Below are 16,592 nucleotides of genomic sequence, written 5' to 3' on the forward strand. Positions count from 1 at the left end.
CTCTCGGATCAGCGTGACAGGACACCGGTACGGCGGATTTTCTTTTGCAACTGCAAAATACCGTAAATCAGCGCCTCGGCTGTCGGCGGACAACCGGGGACATAAATGTCAACCGGAACAACACGGTCACAACCGCGCACCACCGAATAGGAATAGTGATAATACCCGCCGCCATTGGCGCACGAGCCCATCGAGATAACCCAGCGCGGTTCGGCCATCTGGTCGTAAACCTTGCGCAATGCCGGTGCCATCTTGTTGGTCAACGTACCGGCAACAATCATGACGTCTGACTGACGCGGGCTGGGGCGAAACACAACACCGTAACGGTCCATGTCATAACGCGCCGCAGCCGCATGCATCATTTCAACAGCACAACAGGCCAAACCAAAGGTCATTGGCCACATCGACCCGGTGCTGGCCCAGGTTGCGAGTTTATCGAGACTGGCAAGGACAAAGCCCTTGTCATTCATCTCGTCAAACACGCCCTTAAGCAACGCATCCTGATCGTGACCAGGGGCCAAAGGGGCGCCTGTATTGGTGCTCACTCCCATTCCAGAGCTCCCTTCTTCCATTCATAGACAAAGCCGACTGTCAGCACTGCCAGGAAAACAACCATCGACAGGAAGCCGAATGTTCCGATTTCGCCAAGCGTCACCGCCCACGGAAACAGGAAGGCAACTTCCAGATCGAAAATGATGAACAAGATTGCGACCAGGTAGAAGCGAACATCAAACTTGATGCGAGCATCTTCGAATGGAGAAAAGCCGCACTCATAGGCAGACAGCTTTTCAGCATCCGGGGCCTGCTTGGCCAGAACCAGCGAAGCGATGATGATAACCGCCGACAGGCCGACGGCAATCCCGATGAAAATCAGGATCGGAAGATATTCCGAAAGAAGCTCTTGCATCTCTCTGACCTCTCAAGAACAGGTCTAACCAGAACCCGACCAGGTCCCCACCTAGCCCGTAAGTGCACACAGTAACGTATGCACCACACAAGTACCAGCCCCGGAAATGTGTTGCCACCTCGCCAAGCCTGACACTTTTCTAAACTTTTTTGCCATCTGCAGTCAATTTCAGGTCAGCCGAACGTCGCGAACGCAGTCCAGATTGTTGCGGAGCAGCAAAAGGAGCACGGGCAGGAAAGACGCAGCGCCCAAGAAAGAAAACAGACGATAATCGGATTGGCGGGAGCGACGGGACTTGAACCCGCGACCTCCGGCGTGACAGGCCGGCGCTCTAACCAACTGAGCTACGCCCCCAAACGACCATCCATTGGCGTGCTCTTGTTAGACCAGCCCCCAAGCGAAGTCAAGCTGATAGCAACGCTTTCAACTGTGTCGTGATTTTGGCGCAAGCTGATCGCCTTTAACGAAAAACTTCAGCGTTTTTTTGCGCAGGACGCCCTGTTATGTCAATTTGTCTGGCAGTGCGGCATGCTAGAGGTCTTTCCATACACGCACTTAGGCCTTATAGAATTAATCACTGGTCGTAACGTATCCTTCACGTGGATAGGTTATTTTGAACCGGATCTGGAATTGCTGACGGAGTGGGCTTTACGTGGGGCGCGTTAAAGAAGAATACCGGTCGCTTTCTGGACAGGAAAAAGCGGCGATCCTGATGCTGGCACTGGGGGAAGAACACGCCTCCAAGATGTTCGCATTGATGGATGACGAAGAAATCAAGGAAATCTCGCAAACGATGTCCAGTCTTGGAACCATCAGTTCCAACATCGTAGAGCGTCTTTTTGTCGAATTTGCAGACCAACTGTCCTCGACCGGGTCGCTTGTCGGCTCGTTCGATACGACGGAACGGTTGCTGACAAAAGTTCTGCCGGAAGACCGCGTTAACAATATCATGGAAGAAATCCGCGGCCCGGCCGGTCGCACCATGTGGGACAAGCTCAACAACGTGAACGAGGCCGTCCTCGCAAATTACCTGAAAAACGAATACCCGCAGACAGTTGGCGTTGTTCTCTCAAAACTGAAATCAACGCACTCGGCGGCTGTATTGTCGCTGTTGCCAGAAAATTTCTCGATGGAAGTCATCATGCGAATGCTGCGCATGGAAGCCGTCCAGAAAGAGGTTCTTGATAATATCGAAAAAACGCTGCGCACCGAATTTATGTCGAACCTGGCGCGCGGATCTCGTGGGGACAATCACGAGCTGATGGCCGATATTTTCAACAGCCTTGATCGCCAAAGTCAGGATCGCTTCCTGACCGCCCTTGAAGAACGTAACCGCGACTCTGCCGAAAAGATCAAGGCTCTGATGTTCACCTTTGAAGATCTCGCCCGTCTTGACAATAACGGCGTTCAGTCCCTGCTCCGCCAGGTGGAAAAAGACAAGCTCGCCCTTGCGCTCAAGGGATCGACCGATGCCATGCGGGACCTGTTCTTCAAAAATATGTCCGAACGTGCTGGCAAGATGATGCGCGAAGATATGGATGCGCTGGGTCCGGTTCGCCTTGCCGACGTCGAAGAATGCCAGATGATGATTGTGCAACTGGCAAAGGAACTGGCATCGCAAGGCCAGATCGTGATCTCGGAAGGCGGCGGCGAAGACGAAATGGTTTATTAACCAAACAGCGCTGTATAACGATGACAAAACCCGCCAACCATGGGGTCTGGCGGGTTTTTTATGCGCCGAAATTGCATAAAAGGTGTTTAAGGGCTGGTCGTGCCGCCTGCCCCGCCGCCCCTACCCGGAATTTTCCGGCGTTAATGCCATGCGCATCAACAGCATGATATGCGATCCGGCGCGGTATCAGCCAAGGATCAAAATAAGCGCAGGTTCGCCAAGTTTGTTAATGACCCATTCTAGAGTCGTTTCATCATCAACCGTGTTGCGGGTGCCGGCATTGTCGCGTCGAACATGAACATTGGTTCGGACAGTGATCGTTCCGTTAGGCACATATCCCATCGCCGATAAAGTATCGAGATATTGCACAGGCACCGAACCGCCGCGCACTTCAACTGTCTGACTTCTCTCGTGATAGAGCATTTGCAGGATTCGGGAGTTTCGGCGCACAAAGTTAAATGTTCTTTCCTGCATAATATTACCACGGCGATCATAACTGACATTAAACACGCCCCGCCCGGCGTAACTCGACGGCCCAAAAGCGGTATCACGTTCAAGATCGTCTAAAATCTGCGCTGCGCGCTGTTTTTCATCTGCCGGGCTAACTTTGCCTTCCAGCAGGTCCTTGGCCAGCATGGCATGGCGCAACTGCCCCTTATAGGTAAAATGATAGTCGCCATTGCGCGACAGCTCCAAATCCGCCACGAATTGCTCTGGCAAATAACAGCTCTGTAGCACCGCAAGAGACGTCAGAAGCAGCCCAGCCGTAAAATATCGCCGCCAAACAGCGAATACATGGAACCCGAAGGCTCGAAACATGTTTGTGGCAGATGATAAGAACGACAGAAGCAGCGACATTAACAAACCCAATTTGACAGCAGGAACAACGATGGTCTGAAAGATGATTGCAGACTGCCAATACATGCACCAGCCCCTATTATGCGAAACAGTGACAAGAACATGGAAATCGTGATTGCGGATTTTGGCCCGGGAAAAATCTGTGTCGCAATTCGTTGATTGCGCAAAAGATAAAGGCGCCCTGCTCGGGCGCCTTTATCATGGTGGGTGATGAGAGATTCGAACTCCCGACCCTCTCGGTGTAAACGAGATGCTCTAACCAGCTGAGCTAATCACCCTTTTTTGTGTGCCCCGTTTTGCGGAAGCGAGCGGAACATAGCATGCTTTTTTTAAATTGCAATGCCGGTGACGCTGTCACCGGCACTTTTTTTCAAAGACAGTCAAAATTAATTGACGGAGTCCTTAAGGCCTTTGCCAGCCTTGAATTTCGGCTGCTTAGAAGCCGGAATATCGATTTCTTCGCCGGTACGCGGATTGCGACCTTTGGAAGCTGCACGCGCAGCAACGGCGAATGTTCCGAAACCAACCAGACGAACTTCATCGCCTGATTTCAAAGAATCGGTAATGGAATCGAATACAGCATCAACGGCTTTGGCAGCGTCTGCTTTTGACAGATCAGCTTTTGCAGCGACACTTCCAACGAGATCGTTTTTATTCACTTCCTGGCCCCCTTATTGGACGTTCGGAGTTATAAGGAAATTTGGTTTGCCCCAAACCTGTTACAGGCGCAATGTAAGCAGGTCGACAACATGCCGTCAATCGGAGAGACGCAGTTTTCTGCCGTTTCAGCAGTTTTTTTGCTGTTTTTTCGGCTTTACAGGCGCAGCCCTTTTGGCCTTGAGCGATTCCGGGCAAAGTTATCCACAAAAAAGCAGGGACAGCCATGCTGTCCCTGCTCAAAAGTCCCGGATTTTGCGGTTGATCAGTGGGTTGTAACGCCACCGATCTCCGATTCCTCGCCCTCTTTAGGCTTCACCGTCACATTGTCAGATTCTTCATCCCACTCAATCGGCACCAGCGGATTGACCAAGGCATGATGCAAAACCTCGTCAACATGAGACACCGGAATGATTCGCATATTGCGCTTCACATTATCGGGAATGTCTTCGAGGTCCTTTTCATTATCTTTGGGAATAAGAACCGTTTTGACACCGCCCCGCATGGCAGCCAGTAATTTTTCCTTCAGGCCACCAATTGCAAGTACACGCCCGCGCAAGGTGATCTCGCCCGTCATTGCAACATCCTTGCGAACCGGATTGCTGGTCAGAATCGACACCACAGAAGTCACCATGCCAACACCGGCTGACGGGCCATCTTTTGGTGTCGCACCTTCGGGCACGTGAACGTGAATATCGCGCTTCTGGAACAAGCTGGGTTTGATGCCAAACTGCGTCGCCCGCGACCGGACAAAAGATGTCGCAGCCTGGATCGATTCTGTCATGACATCGCCGAGCTTGCCTGTCGTCTTCATGTTGCCCTTGCCAGGCACAGTAACGGCTTCGATTTGCAGCAAATCTCCGCCAAATTCCGTATAGGCAAGGCCCGTGACAACACCAACCTGGTCTTCGCCTTCGGTTTCACCGTAATGGAATTTACGAATCCCGGCATATTTAGGCAGGGTCCGCGGTGTCACCCGGACGGTTTTCAACCCTTCGATCAATATCCGCTTGGTTGCCTTACGGGCCAAACGGGCCAGTTCACGTTCAAGGCTACGCACACCGGCTTCGCGGGTGTAATAGCGAATCAGATCGCGAAGGGCCTCATCCGAAATGCTCCATTCGGATTTCTTCAAACCGTTGGCTTCAACCTGCTTGGGGATCAGGTGGCGTTTCGCGATTTCGACCTTTTCATCTTCGGTATAACCCGAAATCCGGATGATCTCCATACGGTCCAGCAATGGCTGCTGCATCCGCAGGCTGTTGGCCGTGGTCACAAACATCACGTCAGATAAATCATAGTCGACTTCAAGATAATGATCATTGAAGGTCGAGTTCTGTTCAGGGTCCAGCACTTCAAGCAGAGCCGACGCCGGATCACCGCGGAAATCGGAGCCCATCTTCTCGATTTCATCAAGCAAGAACAAAGGATTGGAAGACTTTGCTTTCTTCATCCCCTGAATGATCTTGCCTGGCATCGAGCCGATATAGGTCCGACGATGACCCCGAATTTCCGATTCATCGCGCACACCGCCCAGCGACATGCGAATAAAGTTACGACCGGTCGCATTGGCCATAGATTTCCCAAGCGAGGTTTTACCAACACCGGGAGGGCCAACCAGACACAGAATCGGGCCTTTAACTTTTTTGATACGGGCCTGAACAGCAAGATATTCAAGGATATGTTCCTTGACCTTCTCCAGACCGTAATGTTCCTGATCGAGAACTTTTTTGGCCTGTTTCAAGTCATGTGAAACTTTGGTGCGCTTATTCCACGGAATGGAAACCATCCAGTCGAGATAGTTACGCACCACCGTTGCCTCGGCAGACATCGGGCTCATGTTGCGCAGCTTCTTAAGCTCCGCCTGGGCCTTTTCCTTGGCTTCCTTCGGCATTTTAGCTTTATTGAGCTTATCTTCCAGCTCGGATGCCTCATCCTTGCCGTCTTCGCCCTCGCCCAGTTCCTTCTGAATGGCTTTAAGTTGCTCGTTCAGATAATATTCGCGCTGGGTTTTTTCCATCTGACGTTTGACGCGGTTGCGGATTTTCTTTTCAACCTGCAACACGCCAATTTCAGATTCCATAAAGCCAAAAATCCGCTCAAGCCGGGCCGCAATCGAGCCGGTTTCCAACAGTTCCTGTTTTTCTGAAATCTTGAGTGCAAGATGCGATGCAACCGTATCAGCCAGCTTGGCCGGTTCTTCGATCTGGTTGACCGACACCAGCACTTCAGGCGGAATCTTTTTGTTCAGCTTGATATATTGCTCAAACTGCGTGACGACCGACCGTGAAAGGGCCTCAAGCTCGCTTTCATCTTCGTCATCTTCATCGCGAATGCTACCATAAGCCTGGAAAAATTCGGCATTATCGACAAAACCCGAAATCTGGGCGCGTTTGCCGCCTTCAACCAGAACTTTTACCGTGCCGTCTGGCAGCTTCAACAACTGCAATACAGACGCAACGGTGCCAACCCGGTACAGATCATCTACCGAAGGATCATCCAGACCGGCGTCTTTCTGGGTAACAAGAAGAATTTGTTTGTCTTCGCGCATCACATCTTCAAGTGCGCGAACCGATTTTTCACGGCCGACAAACAACGGAACGATCATATGCGGAAACACGACAATGTCGCGCAACGGCAAGACCGGGTAGATATCAGCATGTGCCAGTTCGACCATGTGTTCTATTCCCTATTTTGAGCCAAAACGTTACCTCGGTCCTGCAATAGGCCCCGAAAGCAACGCGAACATACTCAATAGATAAGACGTTATTGCCGCGCTGCAATAGTGCCCGCGCGGCAATAACAATCAGGCACTGTTTTCAACGTCCGTCCGGCGATGCGCATGGATCAAAAGCGGCTTGGCCTTGCCTTCAACCACATCGCGACTGATGACGATTTCCTCGACACTGTCCATCGATGGCAGATCGAACATGGTATCAAGCAGAATGCCTTCCATGATCGAACGCAGGCCACGGGCACCGGTTTTGCGTTCAATTGCCTTGCCGGCAATTGCCACCAGCGCATCGTCCTGGAAGGTCAATTTGACATCTTCCATGTCGAACAAACGCTGATACTGCTTGCTGAGCGCGTTTTTCGGCTCGGTCAGGATCTTGACAAGGGCTTCCTCGTCGAGATCTTCAAGTGTCGCCAGAACCGGCAACCGACCAATGAATTCGGGGATAAGGCCGAATTTCAAAAGATCTTCCGGCTCAACCGCGCGCAGCACATCACCTGTACGGCGCTCATCAGGGCTTCGCACATCGGCGCCAAAGCCGATACCAGCCCCTTTGCCACGCTGCGAGATCACCTTGTCCAGCCCGGCAAAGGCACCGCCAACGATAAACAGGATGTTGGTGGTGTCGACCTGCAGGAATTCCTGCTGCGGGTGCTTGCGACCGCCCTGCGGCGGCACAGAGGCAACAGTACCTTCCATGATTTTCAGCAAGGCCTGCTGTACACCCTCGCCCGAAACGTCACGGGTGATCGACGGGTTATCGGATTTACGCGAAATCTTGTCGACTTCGTCAATGTAAACGATGCCGCGCTGGGCCCGTTCAACATTATAATCTGCTGACTGAAGAAGCTTCAGGATGATGTTTTCAACATCTTCACCCACATAACCAGCTTCGGTCAGGGTTGTGGCATCTGCCATTGTGAAGGGAACATCCAAAATCCGCGCGAGCGTCTGGGCGAGCAAAGTCTTGCCACAACCGGTCGGTCCAACCAGCATGATGTTTGACTTTGCCAATTCGATGTCTTCGTTCTTGCTGGCATGGTTCAGGCGTTTGTAGTGGTTGTGAACAGCCACCGACAATACCTTCTTTGCATGGCTCTGACCGATGACGTAATCATCGAGAACCTTGCAAATCTCTTGCGGAGAAGGCACCCCATCGGCGGATTTTACAAGATGGGTTTTGTGCTCTTCGCGGATGATGTCCATGCACAGTTCGACGCATTCATCGCAGATGAAGACAGTCGGCCCGGCGATGAGCTTACGCACCTCATGCTGGCTCTTTCCACAGAAAGAGCAGTACAAAGTGTTCTTGGAGTCTCCGCTATTCGATTTGCTCATACAAACCCCAATGATGTTTGACGTTATCTGTTATCGCCATGTTAGCCGGGAAAGCATACCAATCTCAACGATTAATCAGCCCCTTCCGGCTTGCGGCCATGTCTTTGATATAGGATCGACAGGCTAAAAGTGAAGCCTGTCTGGTTAACAAAACGTTCATCAAGTGTCAGATGTTCCGTCTAACCCCTGTTTCATCGTCCTGTAACTTACATGTCTAGGACTTTCGGGCGAAACGACGCAAGCCATAAAAAACGCCCCGGCCATAAAACCGGGGCGTTTTCAAATTACACCGATACAGCGATATTAGTCTTTTTTATCGCTTTCCGCTTTGGGGCGCGACGTAACCACCTCATCAATCAGGCCAAATTCCTTGGCTTGATCAGGGGTTAGAAAGTTATCGCGCTCCATCGAATCTTCGATGGTTTTAAGATCACGCCCGGTATGCTGGACGTAAATTTCGTTCAAGCGATGGCGCAGAGCCAGAATTTCGCGGGCATGGATTTCGATATCCGACGCCTGCCCCTGGAAACCACCCGACGGTTGATGGATCATGATCCGCGCATTGGGCAGGCTGTAACGCTTGCCCTTCGCACCGGCCATCAACAGAAGCGATCCCATCGAGGCAGCCTGTCCCATACATACGGTCGATACATCACAACGAATATATTGCATTGTATCGTAAATCGCGAGACCCGATGTCACCACCCCGCCCGGCGAGTTGATGTAGAGCGAAATATCCTTGTCCGGATTTTCCGATTCGAGATGCAGTAGCTGGGCACAAATCAATGACGACATGCCGTCATGGACCTGGCCATTGATGAACACGATCCGCTCTTTGAGCAGGCGGGAAAAGATGTCATATGCCCGTTCCCCGCGGCTGGTCTGTTCAACCACCATCGGTACAAGCGAGTTCATCTGCTCTTCAATCATCAACCGCAATCTCCTTGCTGCAACTTGGTCTGCCTATTGGCAGATTACTCTTCGCCTTCGTCAGCAGCCTTTTTCTTGGCAGCCGGCTTTTTCGCCGCAGCTTTTTTGGCCGGTGCCTTTTCTTTGGCGTCAGCTTTCTGGGCTTCGTCTTCTTCTTCAGGCTTCAGAAGTTCTTCAACCGTAACGGTCTTTTCTTCAACCTTGGCAAGTTCGACGATGTAATCCACCACCTTGTCTTCATATACAGGGCCCTGAAGCGCCTGCAAGGCCTGCGGGTTATTTTTGTAGAATTCAATAACCTGCTGTTCCTGGCCCGGATATTTCTGAGCTTCGGCAACCAGCACCTTGTTGATGTCGTCCTGGGTGATCTGAATGTTGTTGTTACGGCCAACTTCAGCCAGCAACAGACCGAGCAACACGCGACGTTCCGCGATTTCACGGAATTCGGTGGTCAACTCTTCTTCAGACTTGCCCTTGGTTTCGTCATCTTCCTGGCCAGCTTCACGGGCCTGTTTGATCTGGCCGATAATACCGGTCAATTCATTTTCAACCAGGCTGGACGGCAGATCAAACGTGTGATTGTCAGCCAGCTGATCAAGAAGGTCGCGCTTGAGTTTCTGACGGGCAACCGACTGGTATTCACGGCCGAAATCCTTGCGGATGGCTTCTTTAAGCGACTCAAGGGTGTCCTGACCCAACTTCTTGGCGAGTTCATCGTCAATTTCAGCCGGTTTCTTTTCCTTGATTTCCTTCACGGTCACGTCGAACTCGGCGTCTTTGCCGGCCAGTTCGTCGGAACCATAATTTTCAGGGAAGGTCACCTTAACAACGGTTTCGTCGCCAGCATTGGCACCGGTCAGCTGATCTTCAAAACCTTCAATGAAGGTACCCGACCCAAGTTCCAGTTCGTAATCTTCAGCTTTACCGCCTTCAAAAGGCTCGCCGCCAACCTTGCCAAGAAAGTCAATGACAAGAACGTCACCAGACTTGGACTTGCGCTTGCGCTTCAGGGCTTCGGTGGTGCCCTGTGCAGCAGCGATACGATCCAGGGTTTCGGTAACCTTGGCATCGTCAAGCTCAACAACTTCACGGGTCAGGGTCAGCTTGGAGAAATCCATCGGCTCAATCGCCGGAATGACTTCAACAGAAATATCATATTCAAGGTCTTTGCCTTCATCAAAGGCAGTGACTTCGATTTTCGGCTGAACGGCCGGGCGCAATTCGTTGTCGGCCAGAACCTTGCTGGTGCTTTCGTTTACAGCAGCTTCAAGGACTTCACCCATAACGGATTTGCCATAACGCTGACGCAAAAGTTTAGCCGGAATTTTACCAGGGCGGAAACCCGGAAGCCGAACCTGGCTTTTGATTTCTTCCAGCTTGGCATTAACCTGCTCTTCGATTGTAGCGGCCGGCACAACGACCTTGAATTCGCGCGCCAGGCCTTCATTTTTGGTTTCTGTAACCTGCATGGATAACTCTTTTGCTTAGGTTCGAATAATGTCCGTTACGCGACGTCGTCCGGACGTCAGAAGTCAATATGACTTAACGAATAGCTTTGTTTATTTTCCGGTCTGCAATGGTACGGGCGAAGGGACTCGAACCCCCACGTCTTTCGACAATAGGACCTAAACCTATCGCGTCTACCAATTCCGCCACGCCCGCACAAATGCATACCTCCTGCACCGGTAAAACCGGTGTGGGTGCGCCTTAATACAAACTTCGATCCCCTCATGCAAGCGTCGCCTGATGTCTTAGGCGCAAAGCATGCAAATAAACCTGCTGTTCTTGCCCTAAAACAGGATCACAGCCCTGATTTACCCTGCGAGACGCCTGACATTGCCCGATGCGGCAATTTTTCCGGCACCAACATAATTTTCGTGATTTTTTTCAATCTCACCAGCCTGATACAAATAATTGACCATCAGACCGAACGATTGTTCCTGCCCCGCAGCCGAACTGTTGGCGTCAAGATTGATCCTTTCAACACGTGCTCCGTTGGTCAGATGAAAATGTGCCACCGGGTCCAGCGCGGTGTCCCGGCCGGGTCGCCGTTCATTTAGCAGATAATGTGCCGCAAGCCTTAACAAGGCCGTGCGCGATGCCATATCAATTGTGGCAACACCGCCCTTGGCCACGTCCTTGGCGGAACTTTGAACCACATCCGAGGAAACAAGTGGCGCGCAACATATAAGGTCTTCCCAAAGGGCATCGGGCAGGGAAACCGGCGGATTCATATCCGTATGCAGCGCAACCGCCTTGACGGCCCTGCCCGCCATGTCCTTGTCATTTGCCACAATCGCCTTGTCTTTGTCGTGCGTCTCGCTGTGAGGCAGCATATGCGACAGCCAGCGACGAAAACCGGGGATAGGCGACAGCGTGGCGAATTGCCGCAGATTAGGTAAATCCCGCTGTAATTCAGACACCACACGCTTGATCAGGAAATCGCCAAAACTAATCCCGGCCAAACCGGACTGGGCATTGGATATCGAATAGAAAATAGCCGTATCCGCCCGGGACGGGTCCGCCGTTTCGTCGTTTAAATCGCGGTCAATCAGCGTATCAATATTGTTGGCAATGCCTGATACCAATGCGACCTCAACAAAAATAAGCGGTTCATTGGGCATACCGGGATGAAAAAAAGCAAAGCAGCGCCGGTCCTGTGCCAGCCTGCTTTTTAAATCTTCCCAACTGCGAATCTGATGGACCGCCTCATAAGCGATCAGTTTTTCCAAAAGGGCCGCCGGAGAATTCCACGTAATCAGATGAAGTTCGAGAAAACCGATATCAAACCACCCAGCCAGGAGGGTTTTCAAATCCTGCTCCAGCAATGACAGGCCCGGGGCATCGCCGCGCCAGCGCAGTAAATCGGCCCTAAGATCAACCAGAAACTTCACACCTTGGGGCAGCGCATTGAATTCCTGTAATAATTTACGATATGGCGGCACCAGTTCCAAGCGCATCCTGCCTTCAAGCATGGTGCGTTCGGCCAAATCATCCGCCTGTTGCCAATCCGTCATCAGGGCTGCCAGCCTGCCGCGATCAACATCAAATTCGTTTAGCAACAAATGCAAAAACGCTTTGCGCCCATCGGCATCAAGGCGCAAAAAATCGTGGCCAAGTTCGGCCGCCCGCGACCGCGCCGACACCGCCCCGCCCCGATGCGCCAGACAATCGGCAACCTGTCGCCGCCAGTGTTCCTGACGGGCCGCCTCGTCATCAAGGCCAAAACTGCGAACAACAGAATTTTCACGTATATCGCGCCAAAGCTGGCGAATATTGTCAAAAGTCCGGTCAATGAAGGTCTGGTTCATTCAATTTCCGATCATGCATAAGTGCGGCGACAAGGTTTCACCAGCATCCCGCTAAAAATTGAAATCAAAAAGGCACCAGCAGGCAAGATAAAGGCCGTGTCGTTGCCGTGCGACAAATGCGGTTAACCTGCAATGCCTTGCTTGCCCGGTACACCACGCCATAACTGCGAAAGCAAGGCTGGTAACGCATCTGGTATGTCTTCGGCAATCAGGCCCGGGCCAAATTCATATCCCGACTGCCCATGCACCCAAACCGCCATTGATGCAGCCTCGAAGGCGGGCATGCCCTGTGCCAGCAACCCGATAATAATACCCGCCAAAACATCGCCACTGCCCGCTGTTGCCAGCCAAGGGGCAAAAACATCGTTAATCGCCACCCGCCCGTCCGGGGCTGCCACCACGGTATCTGCACCCTTTAACACAATTACGGCACCGCTTCGTTTGGCTGCGGCACGGGCACGGACCACCTTGTCGCCGGACATATCAGCAAACAGGCGGCTAAATTCGCCTTCATGCGGCGTCATCACCGTGGGTCCCTGGATGGCAAAAAACAGCGTACTTGGTTCATCGGCAAAGCTGGTCAAGGCATCGGCATCCAGCACACAGGCACGCGCGCAATGAAGCGCATAAACAACCCGCCGCCTTGTATCATCGCCGACACCGGCCCCCGGCCCGACCAGCACGCCATTGTGGCGGCAATCTTGCATCAGGTCTTCAAACCGGGCAATCGGGGCAACCATAACGCCCGGGGCATCCTGCGCATAAAGCGGCAAGGCAGCAGGTTCCGCCAGAACCGTTAGCAACCCGACCCCGGCCCGCCGTGCCGCCCGCGACGCCAGACGAATGGCACCTGTCGTTTGCGCCCCGCCCAATGCCAGCACATGTCCCCGGTTATATTTGTGGCCCGAAATGCCCGGCCACGGGATATGCCCCGCCCACAGATCGGGGTTATTGACGAACATATCAGGGTGCAGCGACGCAACAGTTTCGTCGCTAATCCCAATATCGGCAACAATCCGTTCACCACACATGCCACGACCGGGCAACAAATAATGGCCCGGTTTGGCACGGCAAAAGGTCACCGTCAGGTCCGCGTCAATCGCCACACCCCGCACAGCCCCCGATGCCCCGTCAACACCACTTGGCATATCCACGGCAACCACGCTGGCGGGGCTGTCATTTACGACCTGCACCAATTGAGCAATATCGCCCGTAATATCGCGCGACAGCCCTGCACCAAAAATACAATCCACAATCAGATCTGCGCCAACGATCAATGCCGGCGACAGAAGTTCGACCATGCCTTGCCATTTTTCGGCATTTAAGGCGGCATCGCCGGTTAAATCGGTAACATTGCCAAGCAGCCCCAAACGAACATTCCAGCCCTGAGCGCGCAACAGCCGGGCAATGACGAAACCATCGCCGCCATTATTGCCAGGTCCACACAAAACCGATACCGCACAGGGACGAAAGCGCGGCAAAATCGCATCGGCGACGGCCTGCCCGGCATTTTCCATTAAAACAGCACCCGCAAGCCCGTTTTCAATGGTGCGTTTGTCGGCGTCGTACATTTGCGCGATCGTCAGAATTTCGCTCATGAGAGCCCCGATTTTTTGAATTTTGCGACTTTGCCATAGGCAACATATAAGCCGGTTTTTAACAAGGCTGTTCCGCAGTGCCACCGGTAGCTATTTGTTTTCTCAATGCGTATATTGCCTCCGCGCATATGATTCTGCCATTCAAATCCACGCGAGCAAGGCAATTCCGGCATGCATGTTATTGTTTTGGGGGCGGGCGTCGTCGGGACGACCGCAGCCTACTATCTTTTGCAAAACGGCCATCAGGTAAGCGTTATTGATCGCCAGCCCATGGCAGCACAGGAAACCAGTTTCGCCAATGGCGGACAAATTTCCGCCTGTCATGCCCTGCCCTGGGCCAATCCGCAAACACCCTGGCAAAGCCTTAAATGGCTGGGCCGTGAAGATGCCCCACTGCTATTTCGATTGCGGTTTGATCCGCAATTATTTGCCTGGGGCCTGCGTTTTTTGCGCAATTGCGGCCCGGATCGCACCCGCAAAAATATCGAAAAATCCTTGCGTTTGGCTATTTACAGCCGTGACTGTATCAAGGAATTGCGCAAAAATCTTGGTCTTGAATATGACAATCTGTCAAAAGGCATTCTGCATATTTGCCGTGATAACAATGACATGAATAAAGTCGTCCAAACTTCTGAAATCATGCGAGAATTTGGACTGGAACGCCAGGTCGTCAGTGCGCGTGAATGCCTTGATATTGAACCGGCCCTGCGCCATGTTGCAAACCAGATTGTCGGCGGCAGCTTTTCGCCCGGCGATGAAAGCGGCGATGCGCAAAAATTCACGACAGAACTGGCAAAAACCTGTCGCGCGATGGGGGCTGTGTTTCATTATAACACCGCCATCCAGTCCATTGAAAAAGATGGACTCTCCATTGACCATATTCGTACCGACCAGGGGCCCGTACGGGGTGATCGCTATCTGGTTTGCCTTGGCAGTTTCAGCCCGCTTTTAACAAAACCGCTTGGTCTTCGTCTGCCCATTTATCCCTGCAAGGGGTATTCCATTACAATTGACACCAGCGGCCACGAAAACGATGCCCCGTCGGTCAGCCTGATTGATGACAGCGTGAAGATGGTATATTCGCGCCTTGGCAACCGATTACGAGCGGCAGGAACCGCCGAGCTGGACGGATATTCCTTGCGCATGTCACCACGACGCCAGAAAATGATCGCCGACAAAACCTTCGACCTTTTTCCATATTGTGGAAAACGCGAGGATATCAGCTTTTGGAGCGGTCTGCGGCCCGTTACGCCCGATTCTGCACCTGTGCTTGGCGCAACAAAATATGATAACCTTTATCTGAATACGGGGCACGGGACGCTCGGCTGGACCATGAGTTGCGGTTCCGGCAAAGCCATTGCCGATCTGATGTCCGACAAGACCCCGGAAATTTCATTGCACGGCCTGGAACTGGATCGTTTTTAATCTGAAATTTTTCGCCAACAGGGGTTTACGGTGAGCGCCAATAAATCGGAAAATTATTGCAGCACAGCCGGGGCAATCGCCAATATCCCCTTACTTGCAGCCCTGCCCTATGGTGCCGCCATTTGCCTGCGAGATGGCAAAATCATCCACTCCAATGGCGCACTAAGCCAAATTCTTGGCATCGGTGCAGAAGATTTGCGTCACCGCAAGGCATCGTTCCTGTCGCAGGGCATCGTTGACGACCTTGATCATATCTTTTCATCAGGACGTTTCTGGTCTGGCGATATTACCGTTTTAAATGCCACCCATCAAAACGTTCCCTGCCGACTGACGATTTCAGCACTGGAATGGATGACAGAGAACCAAAGTATTCCGGCGGTTTTGCTCACATTGATGGAAAATACCGAAAGCCGCATCGCCGAGCAGAACTTGCTAACACATCATCAGGACCGTAACGACGTTAACGCCACCAAAACCGATTTTTTGGCCAATATGGGTCATGAATTGCGGACGCCGTTAAATGCCATCATTGGCAATGCCGAACTGGTCGCCGAAGCCGTCCTGGGGGACCTGCCCTGCGCATATCGCGACTGTGGCCGCGACATTCACGACGCAGGAAGCCATCTGCTATCTTTGGTCAATGATGTTCTGGATTCCGCAAAAATGGCGGACGGCGCGATGACAATCAGGCGCGCGCCGCATGATATTGTCCCCATCGCACGCGAAACCATAAAAATGCTGGCCGACGACTATCAGCGTCGCGCGCATGTTTTGTCGGTGGATTTACCCGACCATGACGTCATTATCGATTGTGATCGCCTGAAATTAAAACAGATCCTGATCAATATCATGACCAATGCCGGAAAATTCACTCCGGACGGCGGTAAAATTTCACTGGTTCTGAAAACAACTTCGAATGAAGCCATTTTCATCGTGACAGATAACGGTGTTGGCATGGCCCCCCAGGATATTCCCCGTGCCTTGGCCCGGTTTTCCCAACTTCACCCTAAAGGGATCAAGGAAAGTACCGGTACGGGGCTGGGGCTGCCGCTGGCAAAAATGCTGACCGAACTGCACGGTGGCCGCTTTGTTATTGAAAGCGAACCGGGACGTGGCACATCTGTCAAAATATGCCTGCCAATGCGCCACGCCCGATAAAAAC

General features: G+C 52.4%; 13 protein-coding genes and 3 tRNA genes. 3 read left to right on the top strand and 13 right to left on the bottom strand.

The genetic code is table 11. The features are described from left to right. Nucleotides 1-8: 8 nt before the first annotated feature. The 3 genes from AAC086_RS12330 to AAC086_RS12340 form a co-directional block, all read right to left on the bottom strand. Entirely contained in the window at nt 9-551 is a 543-nt protein-coding gene (locus tag AAC086_RS12330) for an NADH-quinone oxidoreductase subunit B family protein (protein WP_339778971.1), read from the bottom strand. Next, entirely contained in the window at nt 542-907 is a 366-nt protein-coding gene (locus AAC086_RS12335) for an NADH-quinone oxidoreductase subunit A (protein WP_339778972.1), read from the bottom strand. The genes AAC086_RS12330 and AAC086_RS12335 overlap by 10 nt, the downstream gene beginning before the upstream one ends. A gap of 277 nt (nt 908-1,184) precedes the next feature. Then, nucleotides 1,185-1,261: transfer RNA gene (locus AAC086_RS12340), tRNA-Asp, on the bottom strand. A 298-nt stretch (nt 1,262-1,559) separates the two neighbouring features. Between AAC086_RS12340 and fliG the strand changes: the two genes are divergently transcribed. Next, nucleotides 1,560-2,579 (top strand): flagellar motor switch protein FliG, encoded by a 1,020-nt coding sequence (gene fliG, locus AAC086_RS12345; protein ID WP_339778973.1) that lies wholly within the window; start codon nt 1,560-1,562, stop codon nt 2,577-2,579. Nucleotides 2,580-2,765: 186 nt separating this feature from the next. Here fliG and AAC086_RS12350 read toward each other — a convergent pair whose 3' ends face one another. The 10 genes from AAC086_RS12350 to AAC086_RS12395 form a co-directional block, all read right to left on the bottom strand. Continuing rightward, nucleotides 2,766-3,503 (bottom strand): hypothetical protein, encoded by a 738-nt coding sequence (locus tag AAC086_RS12350; RefSeq protein WP_339778974.1) that lies wholly within the window; start codon nt 3,501-3,503, stop codon nt 2,766-2,768. 135 nt (nt 3,504-3,638) lie between these two features. Next, a tRNA-Val gene (locus AAC086_RS12355) sits at nt 3,639-3,715 on the bottom strand. A gap of 108 nt (nt 3,716-3,823) precedes the next feature. Next, a complete protein-coding gene (locus AAC086_RS12360) occupies nt 3,824-4,096 on the bottom strand; it encodes an HU family DNA-binding protein (RefSeq protein ID WP_230233664.1) in 273 nt (90 codons plus the stop codon). 263 nt (nt 4,097-4,359) lie between these two features. Then, entirely contained in the window at nt 4,360-6,771 is a 2,412-nt protein-coding gene (lon, locus tag AAC086_RS12365) for an endopeptidase La (RefSeq protein WP_339778975.1), read from the bottom strand. Between the two features lie 129 nt (nt 6,772-6,900). Next, nucleotides 6,901-8,166 carry an ATP-dependent Clp protease ATP-binding subunit ClpX gene (gene clpX, locus AAC086_RS12370; protein ID WP_339778976.1) on the bottom strand — a complete coding sequence of 422 codons (1,266 nt, stop codon included), beginning with the start codon at nt 8,164-8,166 and terminating at the stop codon, nt 6,901-6,903. A 303-nt stretch (nt 8,167-8,469) separates the two neighbouring features. After that, complete coding sequence (gene clpP / locus AAC086_RS12375) at nt 8,470-9,096, bottom strand: ATP-dependent Clp endopeptidase proteolytic subunit ClpP (RefSeq protein ID WP_339778977.1); 627 nt, start codon at nt 9,094-9,096, stop codon at nt 8,470-8,472. 44 nt (nt 9,097-9,140) lie between these two features. Then, nucleotides 9,141-10,565 (bottom strand): trigger factor, encoded by a 1,425-nt coding sequence (tig, locus tag AAC086_RS12380; RefSeq protein ID WP_339778978.1) that lies wholly within the window; start codon nt 10,563-10,565, stop codon nt 9,141-9,143. A gap of 108 nt (nt 10,566-10,673) precedes the next feature. Beyond that, a tRNA-Leu gene (locus AAC086_RS12385) sits at nt 10,674-10,758 on the bottom strand. Nucleotides 10,759-10,910: 152 nt separating this feature from the next. After that, entirely contained in the window at nt 10,911-12,407 is a 1,497-nt protein-coding gene (locus AAC086_RS12390; protein ID WP_339778979.1) for a malonyl-CoA decarboxylase, read from the bottom strand. Between the two features lie 122 nt (nt 12,408-12,529). Continuing rightward, nucleotides 12,530-14,005, bottom strand: a complete 1,476-nt coding sequence (locus tag AAC086_RS12395) for an NAD(P)H-hydrate dehydratase (protein ID WP_339778980.1) — start codon at nt 14,003-14,005, stop codon at nt 12,530-12,532. A 171-nt stretch (nt 14,006-14,176) separates the two neighbouring features. Between AAC086_RS12395 and AAC086_RS12400 the strand changes: the two genes are divergently transcribed. Continuing rightward, a complete protein-coding gene (locus AAC086_RS12400) occupies nt 14,177-15,430 on the top strand; it encodes a D-amino acid dehydrogenase (RefSeq protein WP_339778981.1) in 1,254 nt (417 codons plus the stop codon). A 30-nt stretch (nt 15,431-15,460) separates the two neighbouring features. Next, nucleotides 15,461-16,588, top strand: coding sequence for a PAS domain-containing sensor histidine kinase (locus tag AAC086_RS12405; protein WP_339778982.1), 1,128 nt, complete (start codon nt 15,461-15,463; stop codon nt 16,586-16,588). The last annotated feature ends 4 nt before the right edge of the window (nt 16,589-16,592 follow it).

The sequence above is a fragment of the uncultured Thalassospira sp. genome, from assembly GCF_963976115.1.
Lineage (GTDB): Bacteria > Pseudomonadota > Alphaproteobacteria > Rhodospirillales > Thalassospiraceae > Thalassospira.

Excerpts from the sequence above, each read along its gene's own strand:
- AAC086_RS12330 (WP_339778971.1), bottom strand. The coding sequence starts at position 551 with ATGGGAGTGAGCACCAATACAGGCGCCCCTTTGGCCCCTGGTCACGAT.
- AAC086_RS12335 (WP_339778972.1), bottom strand. The coding sequence starts at position 907 with ATGCAAGAGCTTCTTTCGGAATATCTTCCGATCCTGATTTTCATCGGG.
- AAC086_RS12350 (WP_339778974.1), bottom strand. The coding sequence starts at position 3,503 with ATGTATTGGCAGTCTGCAATCATCTTTCAGACCATCGTTGTTCCTGCT.
- lon (WP_339778975.1), bottom strand. The coding sequence starts at position 6,771 with ATGGTCGAACTGGCACATGCTGATATCTACCCGGTCTTGCCGTTGCGC.
- clpX (WP_339778976.1), bottom strand. The coding sequence starts at position 8,166 with ATGAGCAAATCGAATAGCGGAGACTCCAAGAACACTTTGTACTGCTCT.
- clpP (WP_339778977.1), bottom strand. The coding sequence starts at position 9,096 with ATGATTGAAGAGCAGATGAACTCGCTTGTACCGATGGTGGTTGAACAG.
- tig (WP_339778978.1), bottom strand. The coding sequence starts at position 10,565 with ATGCAGGTTACAGAAACCAAAAATGAAGGCCTGGCGCGCGAATTCAAG.
- AAC086_RS12390 (WP_339778979.1), bottom strand. The coding sequence starts at position 12,407 with ATGAACCAGACCTTCATTGACCGGACTTTTGACAATATTCGCCAGCTT.
- AAC086_RS12395 (WP_339778980.1), bottom strand. The coding sequence starts at position 14,005 with ATGAGCGAAATTCTGACGATCGCGCAAATGTACGACGCCGACAAACGC.
- AAC086_RS12400 (WP_339778981.1), top strand. The coding sequence starts at position 14,177 with ATGCATGTTATTGTTTTGGGGGCGGGCGTCGTCGGGACGACCGCAGCC.